The 15,493-nt window shown below is 64.7% G+C and carries 11 protein-coding genes and 1 pseudogene; 4 read left to right on the forward strand and 8 right to left on the reverse strand.

Features of this window, described 5'->3' with window-relative positions:
- Positions 1 to 185 (reverse strand): annotated as a pseudogene (locus PMI02_RS04755) (S1/P1 nuclease); the annotation flags it as partial.
- Positions 186 to 190: 5 nt separating this feature from the next.
- Between PMI02_RS04755 and PMI02_RS04760 the strand changes: the two are divergent.
- Positions 191 to 829: a hypothetical protein gene (locus PMI02_RS04760; RefSeq protein WP_007679509.1), complete on the forward strand. Its 639-nt coding sequence runs from the start codon at positions 191 to 193 to the stop codon at positions 827 to 829.
- 23 nt (positions 830 to 852) lie between these two features.
- On the opposite strand, the gene PMI02_RS27885 is transcribed toward PMI02_RS04760, so the two are convergent.
- From PMI02_RS27885 to ptsP, 6 genes are all read right to left on the reverse strand, one after another.
- Positions 853 to 1,446: a phage integrase N-terminal SAM-like domain-containing protein gene (locus PMI02_RS27885; protein WP_007679511.1), complete on the reverse strand. Its 594-nt coding sequence runs from the start codon at positions 1,444 to 1,446 to the stop codon at positions 853 to 855.
- Between the two features lie 421 nt (positions 1,447 to 1,867).
- Entirely contained in the window at positions 1,868 to 2,899 is a 1,032-nt protein-coding gene (locus PMI02_RS04765; RefSeq protein WP_007679514.1) for an IS110 family transposase, read from the reverse strand.
- Between the two features lie 168 nt (positions 2,900 to 3,067).
- Positions 3,068 to 4,426, reverse strand: a complete 1,359-nt coding sequence (locus tag PMI02_RS04770; protein WP_007679516.1) for a carbohydrate porin — start codon at positions 4,424 to 4,426, stop codon at positions 3,068 to 3,070.
- Between the two features lie 54 nt (positions 4,427 to 4,480).
- Positions 4,481 to 6,181 carry a PTS fructose transporter subunit IIC gene (locus tag PMI02_RS04775; protein WP_007679518.1) on the reverse strand — a complete coding sequence of 567 codons (1,701 nt, stop codon included), beginning with the start codon at positions 6,179 to 6,181 and terminating at the stop codon, positions 4,481 to 4,483.
- Positions 6,178 to 7,146 carry a 1-phosphofructokinase gene (gene pfkB / locus PMI02_RS04780; RefSeq protein ID WP_007679520.1) on the reverse strand — a complete coding sequence of 323 codons (969 nt, stop codon included), beginning with the start codon at positions 7,144 to 7,146 and terminating at the stop codon, positions 6,178 to 6,180. The genes PMI02_RS04775 and pfkB overlap by 4 nt, the downstream gene beginning before the upstream one ends.
- Positions 7,146 to 9,668, reverse strand: a complete 2,523-nt coding sequence (gene ptsP / locus PMI02_RS04785; protein ID WP_007679523.1) for a phosphoenolpyruvate--protein phosphotransferase — start codon at positions 9,666 to 9,668, stop codon at positions 7,146 to 7,148. The genes pfkB and ptsP overlap by 1 nt, the downstream gene beginning before the upstream one ends.
- Positions 9,669 to 9,812: 144 nt before the next feature.
- Between ptsP and PMI02_RS04790 the strand changes: the two genes are divergently transcribed.
- From PMI02_RS04790 to PMI02_RS04800, 3 genes are all read left to right on the forward strand, one after another.
- Positions 9,813 to 10,823 (forward strand): LacI family DNA-binding transcriptional regulator, encoded by a 1,011-nt coding sequence (locus tag PMI02_RS04790; RefSeq protein WP_007679525.1) that lies wholly within the window; start codon positions 9,813 to 9,815, stop codon positions 10,821 to 10,823.
- A 5-nt stretch (positions 10,824 to 10,828) separates the two neighbouring features.
- Entirely contained in the window at positions 10,829 to 11,677 is an 849-nt protein-coding gene (locus PMI02_RS04795; RefSeq protein WP_007679528.1) for a shikimate 5-dehydrogenase, read from the forward strand.
- Between the two features lie 71 nt (positions 11,678 to 11,748).
- Positions 11,749 to 12,822, forward strand: coding sequence for a class 1 fructose-bisphosphatase (locus PMI02_RS04800; protein ID WP_007679530.1), 1,074 nt, complete (start codon positions 11,749 to 11,751; stop codon positions 12,820 to 12,822).
- Positions 12,823 to 13,304: 482 nt separating this feature from the next.
- Here the strand turns inward: PMI02_RS04800 and PMI02_RS04805 are convergent, their stop codons facing one another.
- Positions 13,305 to 14,489: an FAD-dependent monooxygenase gene (locus tag PMI02_RS04805; RefSeq protein ID WP_007679532.1), complete on the reverse strand. Its 1,185-nt coding sequence runs from the start codon at positions 14,487 to 14,489 to the stop codon at positions 13,305 to 13,307.
- Positions 14,490 to 15,493 lie beyond the last annotated feature (1,004 nt).

A 15,493-nucleotide genomic window follows, 5' to 3' on the forward strand; every position in this document is an offset into this window, starting at 1 on the left:
TTGCCGCCGCGATCGGTACCGGCGCCGTCGTGAAGCGGCTGATGCAGATCGCCGATGATGTGGACGATGAAGCGCAGGGCGAGGCGCTTGTCGTCCGCAGACGCCTTGGGATCGCGCAAGGTGGCGGTGAAGCGCGACAGCGCCGTCATTGCATCGCCCTCTGCCGGAGCATCGGAGGACTGGTAGTCGTATGCGCAACCTGCCCCTGCATTTCTTCGACCTGGACGGGGAAAATTCGGCGAGCCGCTGGACACTCTGCGATGACCTGAGCGAACATCCGCACATGATTCGCCCGGCGGGACGCTTGGCCAGATTGCGAGGCAGCATGTCGGACTTCGATAGTTTCATTACCGGGCTCAAGGCAGATGCAGAGCAGGCGCTTGCGGCGAAACGCCTTGAGGTGGAGCGTCGGGAAGCGGAGAAGGTCAGCGTGCGTGACGAACGCCGGCAGAGGCTCGTACGCGAATTCCAGCCCTTGATGGAGAAGGCTGCTGAAAGCTGCAACCGCGCCAACATTCCGGCTCAGGTTTTCATTCCATGGGAGGCACCCACCGCTGAATTTCACGATCGGGAATGGATCCGCTTCAGCATCAAAGGGCCGTCGATCAAAACGCGCGCTGGAGGTGTGGTTTCACCCCAGAGCCCAGTAGTATTTTGTCAGATAAACAAGCACAACATTGCAACAGTCAGTTTTGAAGCGGCCAACGCAAGTTCGCCGATGCCAACCAGCGTTAAGAACGAATCGGACGATGTGCAGAATGATCTCGACGTAGCGCTCAAAGGAGCCATCGCGGAATATTTCAAGACGCGTCAGACCCACGAGTTCTAAGGTTGCGCTGGAAATGCTGCACCTCAGCCGGCGGGCGGCGGTTGCTGACGTGCAGTGGGCATAGAAAGTCCCAATCCGCCACGTTCTTGTCGCACATGGGGCATTCTTCGGGCCCGGAGTTGTCGTCGTAGGCGGTCAGGATCAAGATGAACTGGTTTCAATGCCAGCATCTGCGACGGCATAGCTGGTGCTGGACTTGGTCGATGTGGTGGTGCTGAAGAGCCTCTTTTTTCTGTATGTCGCCGAAATACGGGCATTGAAGCCGCCTGAAAGGATGTCGTCGAGGCTCTGAGGCCGCCGAACAGGCCGCTGTAAGCAGGGCGCAGTCTGGGGGAAAGATCGGGCCGATCAATCGTGTGCGTGAAGAAGAAGCGCAGCGCGGAAACGACACTGTTCATAGTCGGGATGCCCAGACCTGCATCGCGCTGTTCGACTTGGAACTGCCCTAGATCCTCCACTGTCGCTGTATCGGGAGGGCGTCCAAGATACGTCGCAAAGCGTGTGACGTGGCGTACATAGTCGAACTGGGTCTTACGGGCGAACCGGCGCAGGTTCATATCTTCGATCATGCGCTGACGCAGTGGACTTACAGGGGCATCGGTAGGGATATTGGTCATCGTACGGCTCCTTGGTTGAAAAGAGCCACGATCGTCTGCCTACATCGCGCAGAGCTCAAGTTTGACGCTAACCTCTGATCCGCCGATGAACCTCAAACCATGCACCACTCCCGCGGCAGCGGGTCGTCTAATCGCCCCTCTGTCAAGCCAGCCAAATCATTCGTTCGTTCATTTTATAACTGTTGCCAAGCGTATGCCGGGTACAGGGTCGTCTACGCGGTCGATGCAAGTTGATCGCCGCAGGATGGGTTCCGTAGGCAAGATCTTCCTATGTTCGTGACGCAATCTGCTCCCAAAGGCCAGTTGCTTCCCGCTTCGCGGAATGATCTCAGCCGCGTCCCCGGCAGGGACGGCTCGGCGCGTCCTCAAAGGACGCTATCGGTAAACTTTAGATGCGCTGGTGACAATGTGCCGTCGTTCATCAAGTTGGCGCGGCGGCTCCAGCATTTGGATCAAACAGCTCGCCTGTCTTCAGCATTGCGTGCATGATTACCGCCAGTTTGCGCGCGAGCGCGACTGCAGCTCGTTTGAAACCAAGCCGCTCCTTCAGCGCCAGGGCCCAGGTACGCAATGCGTTCGTCTCTGTCGACCTGTTCAAAATGACCGAGGCTGCCTCGTACAAGAGGGTGCCTAACTTAGCGTCGCCGCGACGGGAGATATGACCTTCATAATCCACCTCTCCCGATTGATACCGCTTTGGGGTCAGACCGACCCAGGCGCCTACAGCACGCGAGTTTTTAAAGTTGATCGAATCCTCCACTGCTGCTGCGAAGGCCGTGGCAGTGACCGTACCCACACCAGGCACGGACGTGAGCAGGCGGCAACGTTGATCCGCGCCGGCCATCGCAACCAGTTGCTTGGTCAATTCCGCAACGCGAAGCCGGATATCTCCCCAGGCTTTAAGCAGAGGTAGGATGATGCGTGCCAAATTGTCCTCGCCTTCCAAAAGCGAAATTACATTGCGGTCGAAGACGCTGCCGGCGCCTTTGGGCACTACCAGCCCAAACGTCTTCATCAGCCCACGTATCTGGTTCGACATCTGCACCCTCATCTTCATGAGTTGACGGCGGGCGGCGATCAGCGTCCTCATCAACATGCTGTCGAAGCCTTTAACGCGGACCTCCCTATAGAAACCAACCTCAGCCAGATGGGCCAGGCCGTCAGCGTCGTTCGCATCGGTCTTGTTGGCAGCCATATCGAGAGCGGCCTTGGCATGGCGCGCATCTATACAGATCGCCGGCAGACCTTCCGCAGTGAGGGCATGGAAAAACCATACCGACAAAGGTCCGGTCTCAAATACCACGCGCTTTGCATTCGGTGCGCGCTTTCGGATCACTTCTGCGAGAAGCTTCGGGTCGGATGCACACTTGCCACGCCAAATGCGCTTGCCGTCCTGGCGAACCGATACTGAAGTGTCTTTCAGGGAGACGTCGAGTCCTATATGCTGATCCACGGTTGTCCTCCATATGATGCTGGGCCCGGTCCAAAATCGTGAGCCCGTTCTTCATCTTATCGGGGGGCAACCAACCTTCCAGTAATCCCGTGCATCTGGCCAACGGCCGGCGCTCCCGCGATTACGTCATGTTCGTACTTGTCTCATCTCCGGTCACCCCCTCACGGATCACAGACCGAGACGGAGGGCGTCCACCGTGAACTTGGCGCCGAAGATCAGCGCGTCGCCGGTCGGACGGCCGCGGAACGGCGCGCCGGTGCGGTCGGGGTTGAGGATGTACTGGAAGTTGGGCGACAGACGGATCGCCGGCCCGATTTGCGCGCTGTAGGTCAGCTCCAGCATCACCTGATGGCGCGAGACCTTGCCGCTCCCGCCCACCGAGAGATCAGCGGCGCGCATCCGCTGCATGGCAAGGTCGCTGAAACGCTGGTCGCTGACCATGAAGCCCACGCTGTCCTCGTCACGCCCGGCGAAGGTCCCGGTCTGGACGACGCCGATGTCCCAGAAACGGCTCTCCTCGACCCGGCCGGAGAGGTTGGTCATGGCGACGCCGAAAAGGCTGAGGCCGCGCTTCGAAGTCGGGTCGGGCCGGGTAAGCTGTTGCTCGAAGCGGAAATAGAGGCCTGAGCGCCCGTTTCGGACCTGCGCCGGGCGGCCCGAGACGATGGCGATGCCGCCCGCGTCGTCGCGCAGCGGATCGTCGTAGTCGCCCTTGTCCACCCATCCGCCTAGGATGTAGCGGGCGGGAAGGCGGGCCTTTTCGCCCATTTCGTAGCTCAGTTCCCAGGGCACGATCACTCCGGTCGCGTTGGCGATGCCGAAGGCGGTGCCGTGGTCGCTGGCGCGCTTGCGGTCGGGGTTGATTTCGTAGGCGCCGACGTGGGCGTAGACGTGATCGGTCAGCCGCGCCTTGGCGTGGGCCATCCAGCTCGATGCCGGGAAGTAGGTGAAATTGCTGTTTTTGAACACGAACGTTGGATTACCGCAGCCCGAATTGCCCTGGAACTGGCAATAGAGCGGCGAATTGAGGAAGTGGATATTCGCTTGGCTACGTCCCGCCTCGATCACCAGCCGGTCGTCGAGCAGATGCTGCTCCCAGGTCAGAATCGCGAGGTGGGTGTTCTGGGTGCCCCAGATCTCCTGAACAGAGGTATTGTTGCCGATTGCCAGCGCCGAGAGGCTCTCGCCGTGCCGGTTCGTCACCGCCACATGCAGCGCGCCGCCGCCGATGCCGGCGATGCGGTCCATGTTGAAGTCGGCGCCGACGTAGACCTGCCCGGCATAAGCCGCGTCGCGCCGCAGCCCGCCGGTGACGTTGCCCGCCGCCTCGCCGGTGTAGCTGAGCGAGAGGATAATGCCCTCCTCGGCGAGGGGTTGGAAGGATTCGGGCCGCGGCGCGGGTCCTGCGGCGATGTCGATGGTCTCGTCGGCCGACTGGGCCCGGACCTCGGCAGGCGCGGCAGCGATCGACAAGGCGATAGCGGCGACGCCTGCGAGGCAGGCGCCCTTGAACGGCAGGGCCGACATGTGCTGATCCTCTCGGGTATGCTTGGGTGTCTTTAAGGTGGGCTTAGGTGCGCTTCAGGACAGCGCTTCCGGCCTGCGTTTGAGAAGTCCGACGAGCACCGCGCTCACAAGCGTTCCCGCAACGATCGCGGCGCCGTAAGCGGCCAGATGCGTCACCGCGCCGGGGATCGGCAGCACGAAAACCCCGCCATGCGGCACTTTCAGCTCGACACCCGAAGCCATCGAGATCGCCCCCGCCGTCGCCGAACCCGCCATCAGCGAGGGGATCACCCGGAACGGATCGCGCGCCGCGAACGGGATCGCACCCTCGGTGATGAAAGCCAGCCCGAGAACCGCAGCGGCCCCTCCCGCCTCGCGTTCCTCGGCCGTGAAACGGTCGCGGAACAGGCGCGTCGCCAGCGCGACAGCCAGCGGCGGCGTCATTCCTGCCGCCATCGTCGCCGCCATCGGCGTGCAGACGTTGCTGGCGATGAGGCCCACCGAAAAGGCATAGCCCGCCTTGTTGACCGGGCCGCCCATGTCGAAAGCGGACATGGCGCCCAGGATCACGCCGAGCAGCAGCGCGCTCGACCCCTGCATGGACCGCAGCCATTCGGTCAAAAAGGCAAGGGCAGCGGCCACCGGCGTGCCGACCGCGTAGACCATCAGGAGGCCCGTCAGCAGCGTGCCCAGCAGCGGCAGGATCAGCACGGGCTTCAACCCCTGCAGGTTTTTCGGCAGGCGGATCAAACGGTTGAGCCCATCGACCCCGTAGCCAGCGATGAAGCCCGCCGCGATGCCGCCGAGGAACCCGGCGCCCAGCTGCGCGGCCATCATGCCGCCCACCATGCCCGGCGCGATACCCGGCCTGTCGGCGATGGAGAAGGCGATGTAGCCAGCCAAGGCGGGTACGATCAGCGCGAAGGCGCCCTGCGCGCCCACCTGGAACAGCGTATGTGCCAGCGTGCCCTTGGCAGCGTCGGTATTGGCGCCGATCCCGCCGAGCGCGAAGGCGATGGCGATCAGCAGGCCGCCCGCGACCACGAAGGGCAGCATGAACGAAACGCCGGTCATGAGGTGCTTGTATGGCCCCGCGCGTTCCGGTCCGGAGGAGGAAGCGCCGTCAGCGGTATCGGCTTCGCCGCCCTGCTGTCTCGCCTCTGCCAAGGCGCGCTCGATCAGTTTCGCGCCGCCCGAGATCGCCGGCTTGGTGCTGGACGCGAAGACACGTTTGCCGGCGAAGCGCGCGCGGTCGACCTCGCGGTCGGCGGCGATGAGCACGACGTCGGCCTCGGCGATTTCGTCAGCCGTCAGCGGTGTTCCGGCGCCGACCGAACCCTGCGTCTCCACGCGGATCGCATAGCCGAGCTGTCTGGCTCCCCCGGTCAGTCCCTCGGCCGCCATGAAGGTGTGGGCGATGCCGGTCGGGCACGAAGTGATAGCGACAATGCGCGGGATCTTCGTGGCCAGATCCGGAGCGTCGTTATCTTCGAACGCCAGCGCCGCAGCGGGATTGGCAAGCACCGCCTCGAGCGTCACGTGGCGCTCGGCCCGGCGAGCCAGCGCGTCGTCCGCCGTCCCGTCGCCGACCAACAACAGCAGGCCGCCCGTGCCCGGCACGTCGTCGCCGAGCGGATTCAGCACGCCCTGCTGGGTGCGGACCTCGACCTCGATGGTCCGCCCGTGAGTGCGGGCGGCGCGGCGCAGGGCCTCGCCCGCCAGCACGCCCTGCACGGCCGAGGACCCAGCCTCGACGACGGCAAAGATCGTCTTCATTTTGCCTCTCCTGCCGCTGTCTTCGCGGTCATTTTCACCGGGGTCACCGTCACTTCGTCGGCCAGCGCATGCACGCTTGCAAGCGCTGGCAGGTTCGGGCCGATCATGCCGAGTTTCGCCACCGCAAAGGCCGTCGCGAGCCGCGCGGTGCGTTCGAGGGATGCTTCTTCCAGCACGGCGGCGGCGATGCCCGCCACCATCGCATCACCGGCGCCGACCGTGCTCGCCAGTTCGCCGACCGCGAGCCGGGCGGTGAGCGCGCCCTCATCCGAGACGAACAGCGCGCCGTGCTCTCCCATTGAGACCACAACCAGCGTTACACCGCTCTGGCGCAAGATGGCGGCGGCCTCGACCATCGCGGAAAGGTCGGGCAGGCCGTGGCCCAGCATCTGGGCGAGTTCATCGCGGTTGGGCTTGACGATGTGGGGTGGCTGCGCGGTTTCCAGCGCGCATTTGAGCGGCAGGCCGCTGGTGTCGAGGATCACGCGGCACCCGATGGCGCGCAGGCGCTCTGTCAGGGCAGCGTAAGTATCGGGCGGGCAGCCTGGAGGAAGACTGCCCGCCAGCACGACGAGGTCACCCTCGCGTGCCGCATCGCAGATGGTGGCGGCGACCATTTCGGCGCGACCGGCATCGACTGCGAGGCCATCCAGATTGATATCGGTGGTGCCGGCCGGGTCGACCAGCTTGAGATTGATGCGCGTCGCCCCGGCAGTGCGGATGAAGCGGTCCTCGATGCCCTTGGCGGCGAACAGCGCATCGAACGGCGCCGCGTTGTCGCTGCCGAGCAGGCCATAGGCGGAAACGGACACGCCCCAGTCGGCCAGGCAGCTGGCGACATTGACGCCCTTGCCGCCGGCATTCTGGCGAACCGCATGGGCGCGGTGGACCTCTCCGGGGACGAGCCGGTCCAGCGTGACGGTCTGATCGATGGCGGGGTTGAAGGTGACAGTGAGGGCGCGCATCACATCGCCTCCCCGTCGAGCGCGCGGACCTCGGCAGCGCCTTCGGCGGCCAAGGCGCGCGCCGCGAGTTGGGCGAGTTCACTGCGATCGGATGCGCGCAACCGGGCCTTGACCGCCGGAATGTCGCGCGGGGTCATCGACAGTTCGCTGACGCCCAGACCCACCAGCAGCGCCGCGCCGAACGGATCGCCGGCGATGCCGCCGCACACTCCGACCCAGCGGCCATGCGCCTTCGCCCCTTCCACGGTCATTGCGATCATACGCAGGACGGCCGGATGCAGACTGTCCGCCTCACCCGCGAGTTCCGGGTTCTGGCGGTCGATCGCGAGGGTGTACTGGGTGAGGTCGTTGGTGCCGATCGAGAAGAAGTCGGCATGGGCAGCGAGCGACGCGGCCTGGACTGCCGCCGCCGGAACCTCGATCATGATGCCGATCGGAACCTGCGGCGCGTCGAGTTCCGCCCGGATCGCCTCGCAGCGCTGACGCAGCACGATGAGTTCGTGCGCCGAAGTGATCATCGGGAACATGATCGAGAGATCGCCGCCAAGCTTCGCCGCGCGGTAGAGCGCGCGCAGCTGCGGCTCCAGCAAGTCGGGACGGCGCAGCAGCAGCCGCGCGCCGCGCACGCCGAGAAACGGGTTCTCCTCGCGCGGCAGGTCGAGGTGGGGCACCTGCTTGTCGCCGCCGATGTCGAGCGCGCGCACGATCAGCGGGCGGTCCTGCGCATCGTCGCTGAGTGCGTCGATCATGGCGCGGTAGACGGCAAGCTGCTCGTCCTCGCCGGGGCTGTCCCCGCTTTCGAGGAAAAGGAATTCGGTGCGCATTAGGCCGACGCCCTCGCCGCCCTGCGCAAGCGCGAACGCGACCTGGTCGGCGCGGTTGACGTTCGCAGCGATTTCCACCCGGTGGCCATCGCGGGTGACGGCGGGCTGGCCGCGCTCCTGCTCCTCGGCGACGCGCCGGGCGGCGAGGTCGGCGATCCAGGCACGCGCCGAGACGAGATCGTCCTGGGAAGGCGAGATCCAGACCTTGCCGCCATCGCCATCGACGACGGCGACGGTCCCGGCAGCGGTCGCGAGCAATTCGGCGCCGCCTGCGACGACCGAAGGCAGGCCCAAAGTACGGGCAAGGATCGCGCTGTGCGAAGTCGGCCCGCCGAGCGAAGTGGCAATTCCGGCCACTTTCGCGACATCGAGCGTCGCGGTGTCGGACGGCGACAGGTCTGCGGCGACGAGGATGCAGGGCTCGTCGGGCAGGTCGGCGAGGGTGCCGCTGACGAGGCCGGGGGCGATCTCGGCCAGCACCCGGCGGCCCACGTCCTCGAGGTCGGCGGCGCGTGCGGCGAGGACAGGGTTGCCCAGCGCCGAGAGCTTGCTCGCGATCCGTTCCACGGCCTGGTGCCACGACCAGGCGACGCCGTGACCCTCGACCATGAGCTGGCAGGTGAGAGTGATGATGTCGGTGTCTTCCAGCAGCTCGGACTGCGCCTTGAAGATGGCGGCTTCCGAGCCGCCGAGGCGGCGGGTGGTGTCGTCGATCAGCGCCGTCATCTGCGCGCGGGTGCGCACCAGCGCGCCGTTGAGTTGTTCACCGCCGGTGGCTAGGTCGACCGGCACGTCGGGCACCACGAGTTCTGCTGCGCTGAGGACATGCACCCGGCCGATCGCGAGGCCGGGGCTGGCGGCAACGCCGGCTATCATCCGGGGACTTCCGGCGGGCGTCCAACTGCGGCTCGGCGCCTTGGCTTTCTCGGCGACGCGGGCAGCGTCTTCCTTCTCGCGCGACGTGAGGCGGCGGACGGCGGCAACGAAGCTGCCCAGCGCCGGTTCAGCGCCCGCGCCGTCGGCAGAAAAGGTGACTTCGTCACCGCAGCGCAGGCCCAGCTGGAGCAGGGCGACGAGGTTGCGCGGATCGGCGCTTTCGTTGCCGTGGCGCACCCGCAGGCGGACGCCGGAGCCTCGTGCAGTCTCGACCCAGGTCGATGCGGGGCGGGCGTGGAGGCCCGAGGGATAGTCAACCACCCAGGCGGCGGTATGGGCGAGATCCACGGCAGGCGCGGAGGCGGTTGTGGGGGCCGCGTCTTCGCCGAGGGCGCGCGTAAAGTCGGCCGGATCATCGGTGGCGATGAGCGCCTGGAGCCGGTCCTCGTCCTGGATCAGCCGGGTCAGGCGGCGCAGGATGCCGATGTGGCTGTCCGAGTTCGCGGCGATGCCGACGACGATGTGGGCGCGCTGCCCCGGGTTCCAGTCGATGCCGCCGCGAAGCTGTAGGATGGCGATGCCGTCGCGGCGGACGAGGCCCTTGTCCTCACCCAGCCCGTGCGGGATGGCGAGGCCGGAGCCGAGGAAGGTGTTCGCCACGGCTTCGCGGCGCACCATGCTCTCCTCGTAGCCGGGCGCGACGCAGCCGGCGGCGACCAGCAGCTGGCCGACCTGGCGGATCGCATCGGTCTTGTCGGCGGCCTTGGCGTCGATCCTCACGAGATCGGTGGCATGCGACGCGGTGAAGGCGTCTGCGAGCATCGTCGTTCCTCTCCAATTCACTCCCAGCTCAGAAAACGTTTTCTCAGCGAATTTGTCAAGAGGGGTTGTGATCAAAGCAATCACTAGTGCATAAACCTGCTATCAGGATGGGATTGGCTGATTGGACAAGAGAACGATTTCCACATGGCGATAGGGATCAAGGATGTGGCCCAGGTCGCCGGGGTTTCCCCCGCAACCGTCTCGCGCGTGCTGGCGGGCCGACCGGTCGATCCGGCGATGAGTGAGCGCGTGCTGGCGGCGGTGAAATCTACCGGATACCGCCCCAATCTCGCCGCTCGGCGGCTGCGCTCCCAGCACAGCAACACCATCGGCCTAGTCGTCGCCGACATCGGCAACCCGTTCTTCACCGCTGTCTCGCGCGCAATAGAGAGCGTCGCTGCCGCGCGCGGCTTGCGCGTGATCCTGTGCAATACCGACGAGGACCCCGCCAAGGAAGCGGCCTACCTCGAACTGCTGCACGAGGAGCGCGTGACCGGCGTGATCCTCGCGCCTTCGCGCCAGAGGGTCGCTAAAGGCGGGCGAATCGAACTTGACTATCCCGTGGTCCTGATCGACCGCGCCGCGCCCGATGCCGAGTTCGACTGCGTACTGCTGGACAATGCGCGCATGGCGGAGGTCCTCGTCGAGCACCTGTACGCACATGGACATCGCCGGATCACCGGCCTGTTCGGCGCGGCCAGCACCACCGGCGCCGAACGCCGCGACGGTTTCACGAGGGCGGCGGCGCGGCTCGGACTGGCGGTGGAGACGATCGCGGTTCCCCATACAAAGGACGCGGCGGAGCAGGTCATCGCCCAGTTGCTCAGCCGCGCGGAGCGGCCCGACGCCGTCGTGGCGAGTAACGGCGTGATGCTCGTCAACGTGCTGCGGGCCTTGCGCGACCTTGGCCTCGAAGTGCCGCGCGACATCGCGCTCGCTGGGTTCGATAACAATGACTGGATGGAGTTCGTCGGCGGCGGCCTCAGCGTCATCGAGCAGCCGGTAGAGGAGATCGGCCGCACTGCGATGACGATGTTGCTCGACCGGCTCGAAAACCCCGATGCCGCGGGCCGCAAGGTCGTGCTTGCGGGCCGGCTGATACCTCGCGGATCGAGCATGCGTGCCGATATCCGCTGCAAGACTACCGGAGACTGACGCTCATGGAACGTACCACCATCGGCCGCGACACGCGCTTGTGCATGTCCCTGTCGGCCCGACCCGGCAACGCCGGATCGCGTCTGCACAACTGGCTCTACGACCATTATGGGCTCGACTACGTCTACAAGTCGTTCAGCACGACCGACCTCGCCGCCGCCGTCGGCGGCATCCGGGCGTTGGCAATTCGCGGCTGTGCGATCTCGATGCCCTTTAAAGAAGCGGTCATCCCGATGCTCGACGCCCTGGAGGGCTCCGCCCGTGCGATCGACAGCGTGAACACGATCGTCAACGACGACGGCGTGCTCACCGGCTACAACACCGACTACGTCGCCGTGCGCGACATCGTGACGCGCCGGGGCATCGATCCGGCGACGCCGTTCCTGCTGCGCGGCAGCGGCGGCATGGCAAAGGCCGTGGTCGCCGCGCTCCGCGATCTGGGCTTTCGCCAAGGCACGATCGTCGCGCGCAACCGCGAGAATGGCCCCGCGCTCGCGGCGCAGTACGGTTTCGAATGGCTAGCGGAAATGCCTGCACGGGGTGCTGCGATGCTCGTCAACGTGACGCCGCTGGGCATGGAGGGGCCGCAGGCCGAGGCGCTCGCCTTCTCGCCCGAGCAGGTCGCGGCCTGCGAAATCGCCTTTGACGTCGTGGCCCAGCCCGCGAATACGCCCTTCGTCCGGGCTGCGCGAGAGGCCGGGAAGACGGTGATATCGGGCGCGGAGGTGATCGTGCTCCAGGCGATCGAGCAATTCGTGCTCTACACAGGATTGCAACCTGACGCGGAGGCAGTAGCGCAGGCGGCCAGTTTCGCGCATGGTCCGCAGGTGGCAGATTCGCTGCGGAGCGCATAACTCGTTCCCTGCCGATCTCCGGACAAACCTGAGTTCTGCGCCCGGCGCAACGTCCATCGCGAAAGTCCACGATGCAACCGATCACACTGACCCGCTTCCTTATCGAGCAGCAACGGCGCGAGGACAGTGCCTGTCCATCGGAACTGCGGCTTCTCATCGAGACGGTAGCCCGCGCCTGCAAGACGATCACGCATGCGATCTCGAAGGGCGCGCTGGGCGACGTGCTGGGCAGCCTTGGCTCGGAGAACGTGCAGGGCGAGGTCCAGAAGAAGCTCGACGTCATCGCCAATGAGATCCTGCTCGACGCCAACGAGTGGGGCGGCCATCTCGCCGCCATGGCCTCGGAGGAAATGGAGACGATCCACCGCATTCCGAACCGCTATCCCAAGGGCGAATACCTGCTGTTGTTCGATCCGATCGACGGGTCCAGCAACATCGATGTTGACCTTTCGGTGGGTACGATCTTCTCGGTGCTGCGTGCGCCGGAAAGCGCCTCGGGCCGCGAAGTGACCGAGGAAGACTTCCTGCAACCAGGCCGCGATCAGGTCGCCGCTGGTTACGCCATCTACGGTCCGCAGACGCTGCTGGTGCTGACGCTGGGCGCCGGGGTCTACGAATTCACCCTCGACCGCGAGATGGGCGCCTGGCGGATGACAGACGGGCCGCTTAAGATCCCTTCGGGCAACTGCGAGGTCGCCGTCAACATGGCCCGCCGCGCACAGTGGTCGCCTGCCGTGCGCCGCTACATCGACGACCGCGTAGGCTGCGAGGCGGGGCCGCTCGCCGGCAAGTACAACATGCGATGGACGGCCTCGATGGTCGCGGACATCCACCGCATCCTCAAGCGGGGCGGCGTGTTCCTTTACCCCGCAGACCACCGCGAGGCCGGCAAGGCCCGCCTTCGCTTGCTCTACGAGGCCAATCCGATGAGCTTCCTCATCGAGCAGGCCGGCGGGCGCGCAATCGATGGAACGCACCGCATTCTCGACACGCAGCCCACCGGGCTGCACCAGCGCACAGGCGTGGCTCTTGGCGCACCTGACGAGATCGAGGCTCTATTGCGCGAAAGCGACCTTATTCGGACAGGTCCCGCTTCGATTGGGGCTAGCTGCGGGTCTCCTGCGCCATCGAGCGTTCGGCGCTAATATTCGACGTCGCCTCACAGTTAGCTTTCGCAAACGTGCCGTTTCATTCATCTGACGTGGGATGACACCTGCGACTCTGGCAGTGACCTCTGAACATTGGCTTCGGCCCCGGGCGGACTTTCGCCGAACTGCTTGACGGAATATCGACCATATTCGGCGCGATCCGGCATCACGCAATAAACTTAGCATCGCCCGCACGTGGATTCCAAGTGTGCGAGCCAATAAACATGACAGCAATCCCCCCGCTCAAGTCGGTCGGTCCCGAGGCCTATTCGTTCCCCCGAGACTGCGCGATGGTTCATCTTGCCTGTCATAGAATCGTTAAGCGGCAGCTTACGGCGAAATCAGCCATAGATCTGGTGGGGCGGGAACGACCGGGGCTGGTCGAAGGCCGCGGTTTCTATGATTGTCGAACAAGCTCGGAAAATGACGGCGAAGGCGCGTCCTGCGAATAATGGCGACCGGACGTTCCGAAGCTCGCCTCAATCGTAGCGGGACAGATCGACTTCCTTGCCTGGTCCGCTGAAGAGTCTGGCGCTCAGATTGCGGACGACGTCCGCGCTGGCTACGCCGAGTACGCCGTGGAGCAGGCTAATGCCGAGCCGGCTCTTGGGATGCATGAGGCGCGGCGCGATCTTCGGCACGCCCTGGCCGTCCTCGACCATCGGTCGTATCTGTTTCTCATAGGCCTGAAACGCGGCCTCGACACCCGCATTACGGATCAGTTCCTGCGCCAGCACATAGGCGCCGGTGACGGCAAGCGTGGTGCCGACCCCCGCCAGCGGCGTAGCGCACCAGGCGGCGTCGCCGGTCAGGACGACGTGACCCGACGACCAGCGCGGCATTCGCACCTGCCGGAGCACGTCGAAATAGAAGTCGTCGGTGCTATCCATCGCCGCGAGAATGCGCGGCGTCTCCCAGCCAGCATCCGCGAAGCGCTCATGCAGGAAGGCCTTCTGACGTTCTACATCCCAGTCCTGCTCGCCCTCGGCTTCCTTCGAAAGCGACAGCATCGCGCGGGTGGTGCCGTGCTGGTCGGGGCGGAGCGAGACGCTGCGCTTGCCCGGCGCGTTGAACCAGCGCCACATCCGGTCGTCATCATTTGAACGCGGAATGGTGAAATAGGCGATGGTCATGTCCATCCACCGCGGATCGTTTGCGCCGTTGAAGACCAGTTCGCGTGTCGAAGAGCCAACCCCCTCTGCGACGATCACAGCGTCGAAGGTCTCATTCGTGCCGCTGGAGAAAGTGACGCTGGCACCATTCGTCGTCTCCTCGACCGCCTCAATCCGATCGTTGAACCGATAGGCTGCGCGATCCTGCGCTGCGTCGTAGAGGAGACGCGCCAGATCGCCGCGCAGGATCTCCATTTCCGCGGTCGGACCGTCGTTTCCATTCTCGTCCACCGCGAACCGCGCTGCCTCGCTGCCGTCCTCGTTGACCCAGACCGTGCCTTCCTCACCGGTGCCGTGGTCGAGGGCGGCCGCCTCCAGGCCTAGCCGGCGAAGCACCTCGCGCCCAACACCGCGTACATCGACATTCTGCCCGCCATCACGAAACGCCTCGGCCCGCTCGACGACCACCACCTCGAAATCGTAGTCGGCAAGCACCGCGGCGATAGTGTTGCCGGCGACACTGGCGCCGGTGATGAGAATACGTTTGGGCATTTAGGTCTCCTTGCCCGACAAAGCACATCGCGGATGATTGCGTTCCCAGGCTGATCAGCGCCGATCGTCCGAAACGCTGGTGCACCAATCCGCTTAGGGTCCGGTGCGGGCGCGATGTCGGTCGGATCGGGAGCTGCGTCTTCCTACCAGACCGGTCCGCGCTCGCCGAGGGCGACTTCCGCCCAATCAACCGCACCATGGGCGCCGCTGCCGTCCCGCGAAGATCAAATGAGCAAGTTTAGGGTGCGGTGTTGCCAACGGTTTCAAGGCCGACCGAGCGGCAAGTTTGGCAAAAGAAGTATCGGAAAAACCGACCGGCGAAAGACGCAGTCTGGTCGAGACCCGCCACTACCGCTGTGCCCTCGCACGAATTTCCCCGCCCTGATTATGGACGTTCCCAAGCCAAAAATGGGGCGCCTGATTCCGGCCCTTCGTTCATCGCCTTTAAGCGGGACAAAGCCGCTATTCGCTGTACCTCCGCGAACGGCGGCTTCTTAACCGACACCGGACATTCCTGCGGCGCGGGATCGCGGGCTCAGGCATGACATCACTGGCCGGGAGGCGACCGTCCGGTTTGGACTTGGGTCGCGGAGATAGCTGACGGTCGTGCAGAGTCAGCAGCCGAACAAAAAGCGCCATTTCTATGCGGATCTGCAAATGTCGGCTCGCACCGATGCCTGCCGTCCTTTGTCCATCGAAATGAAAGATGGTGGCTCACTGACAGAGCAGCTGTCCAGCGACCTATCCGGACCATCGAAATCGCGCATTTGTTAATCCTGTATCCGAGCCTCGACTCCACGCCTACGTTTGAGGAACTTCGGAGTTAGGCACTTGGTAAAACAGGTATCTGCATGGCATCGCTCGGGGTTATCGGAACGTTGAAGGTGACTGTGCTCCTGAGCCTCTCCAATTCTTCCCAACCCTATGAAAATTCCGTCATTCCTTTGGATTTTCTGGACATTATCCCTCTAATTTGCGCAGAGCGGAGATCGGCGCACTCGGCC

Origin of the sequence: Novosphingobium sp. AP12, from assembly GCF_000281975.1 — a bacterium.
GTDB lineage: Bacteria > Pseudomonadota > Alphaproteobacteria > Sphingomonadales > Sphingomonadaceae > Novosphingobium.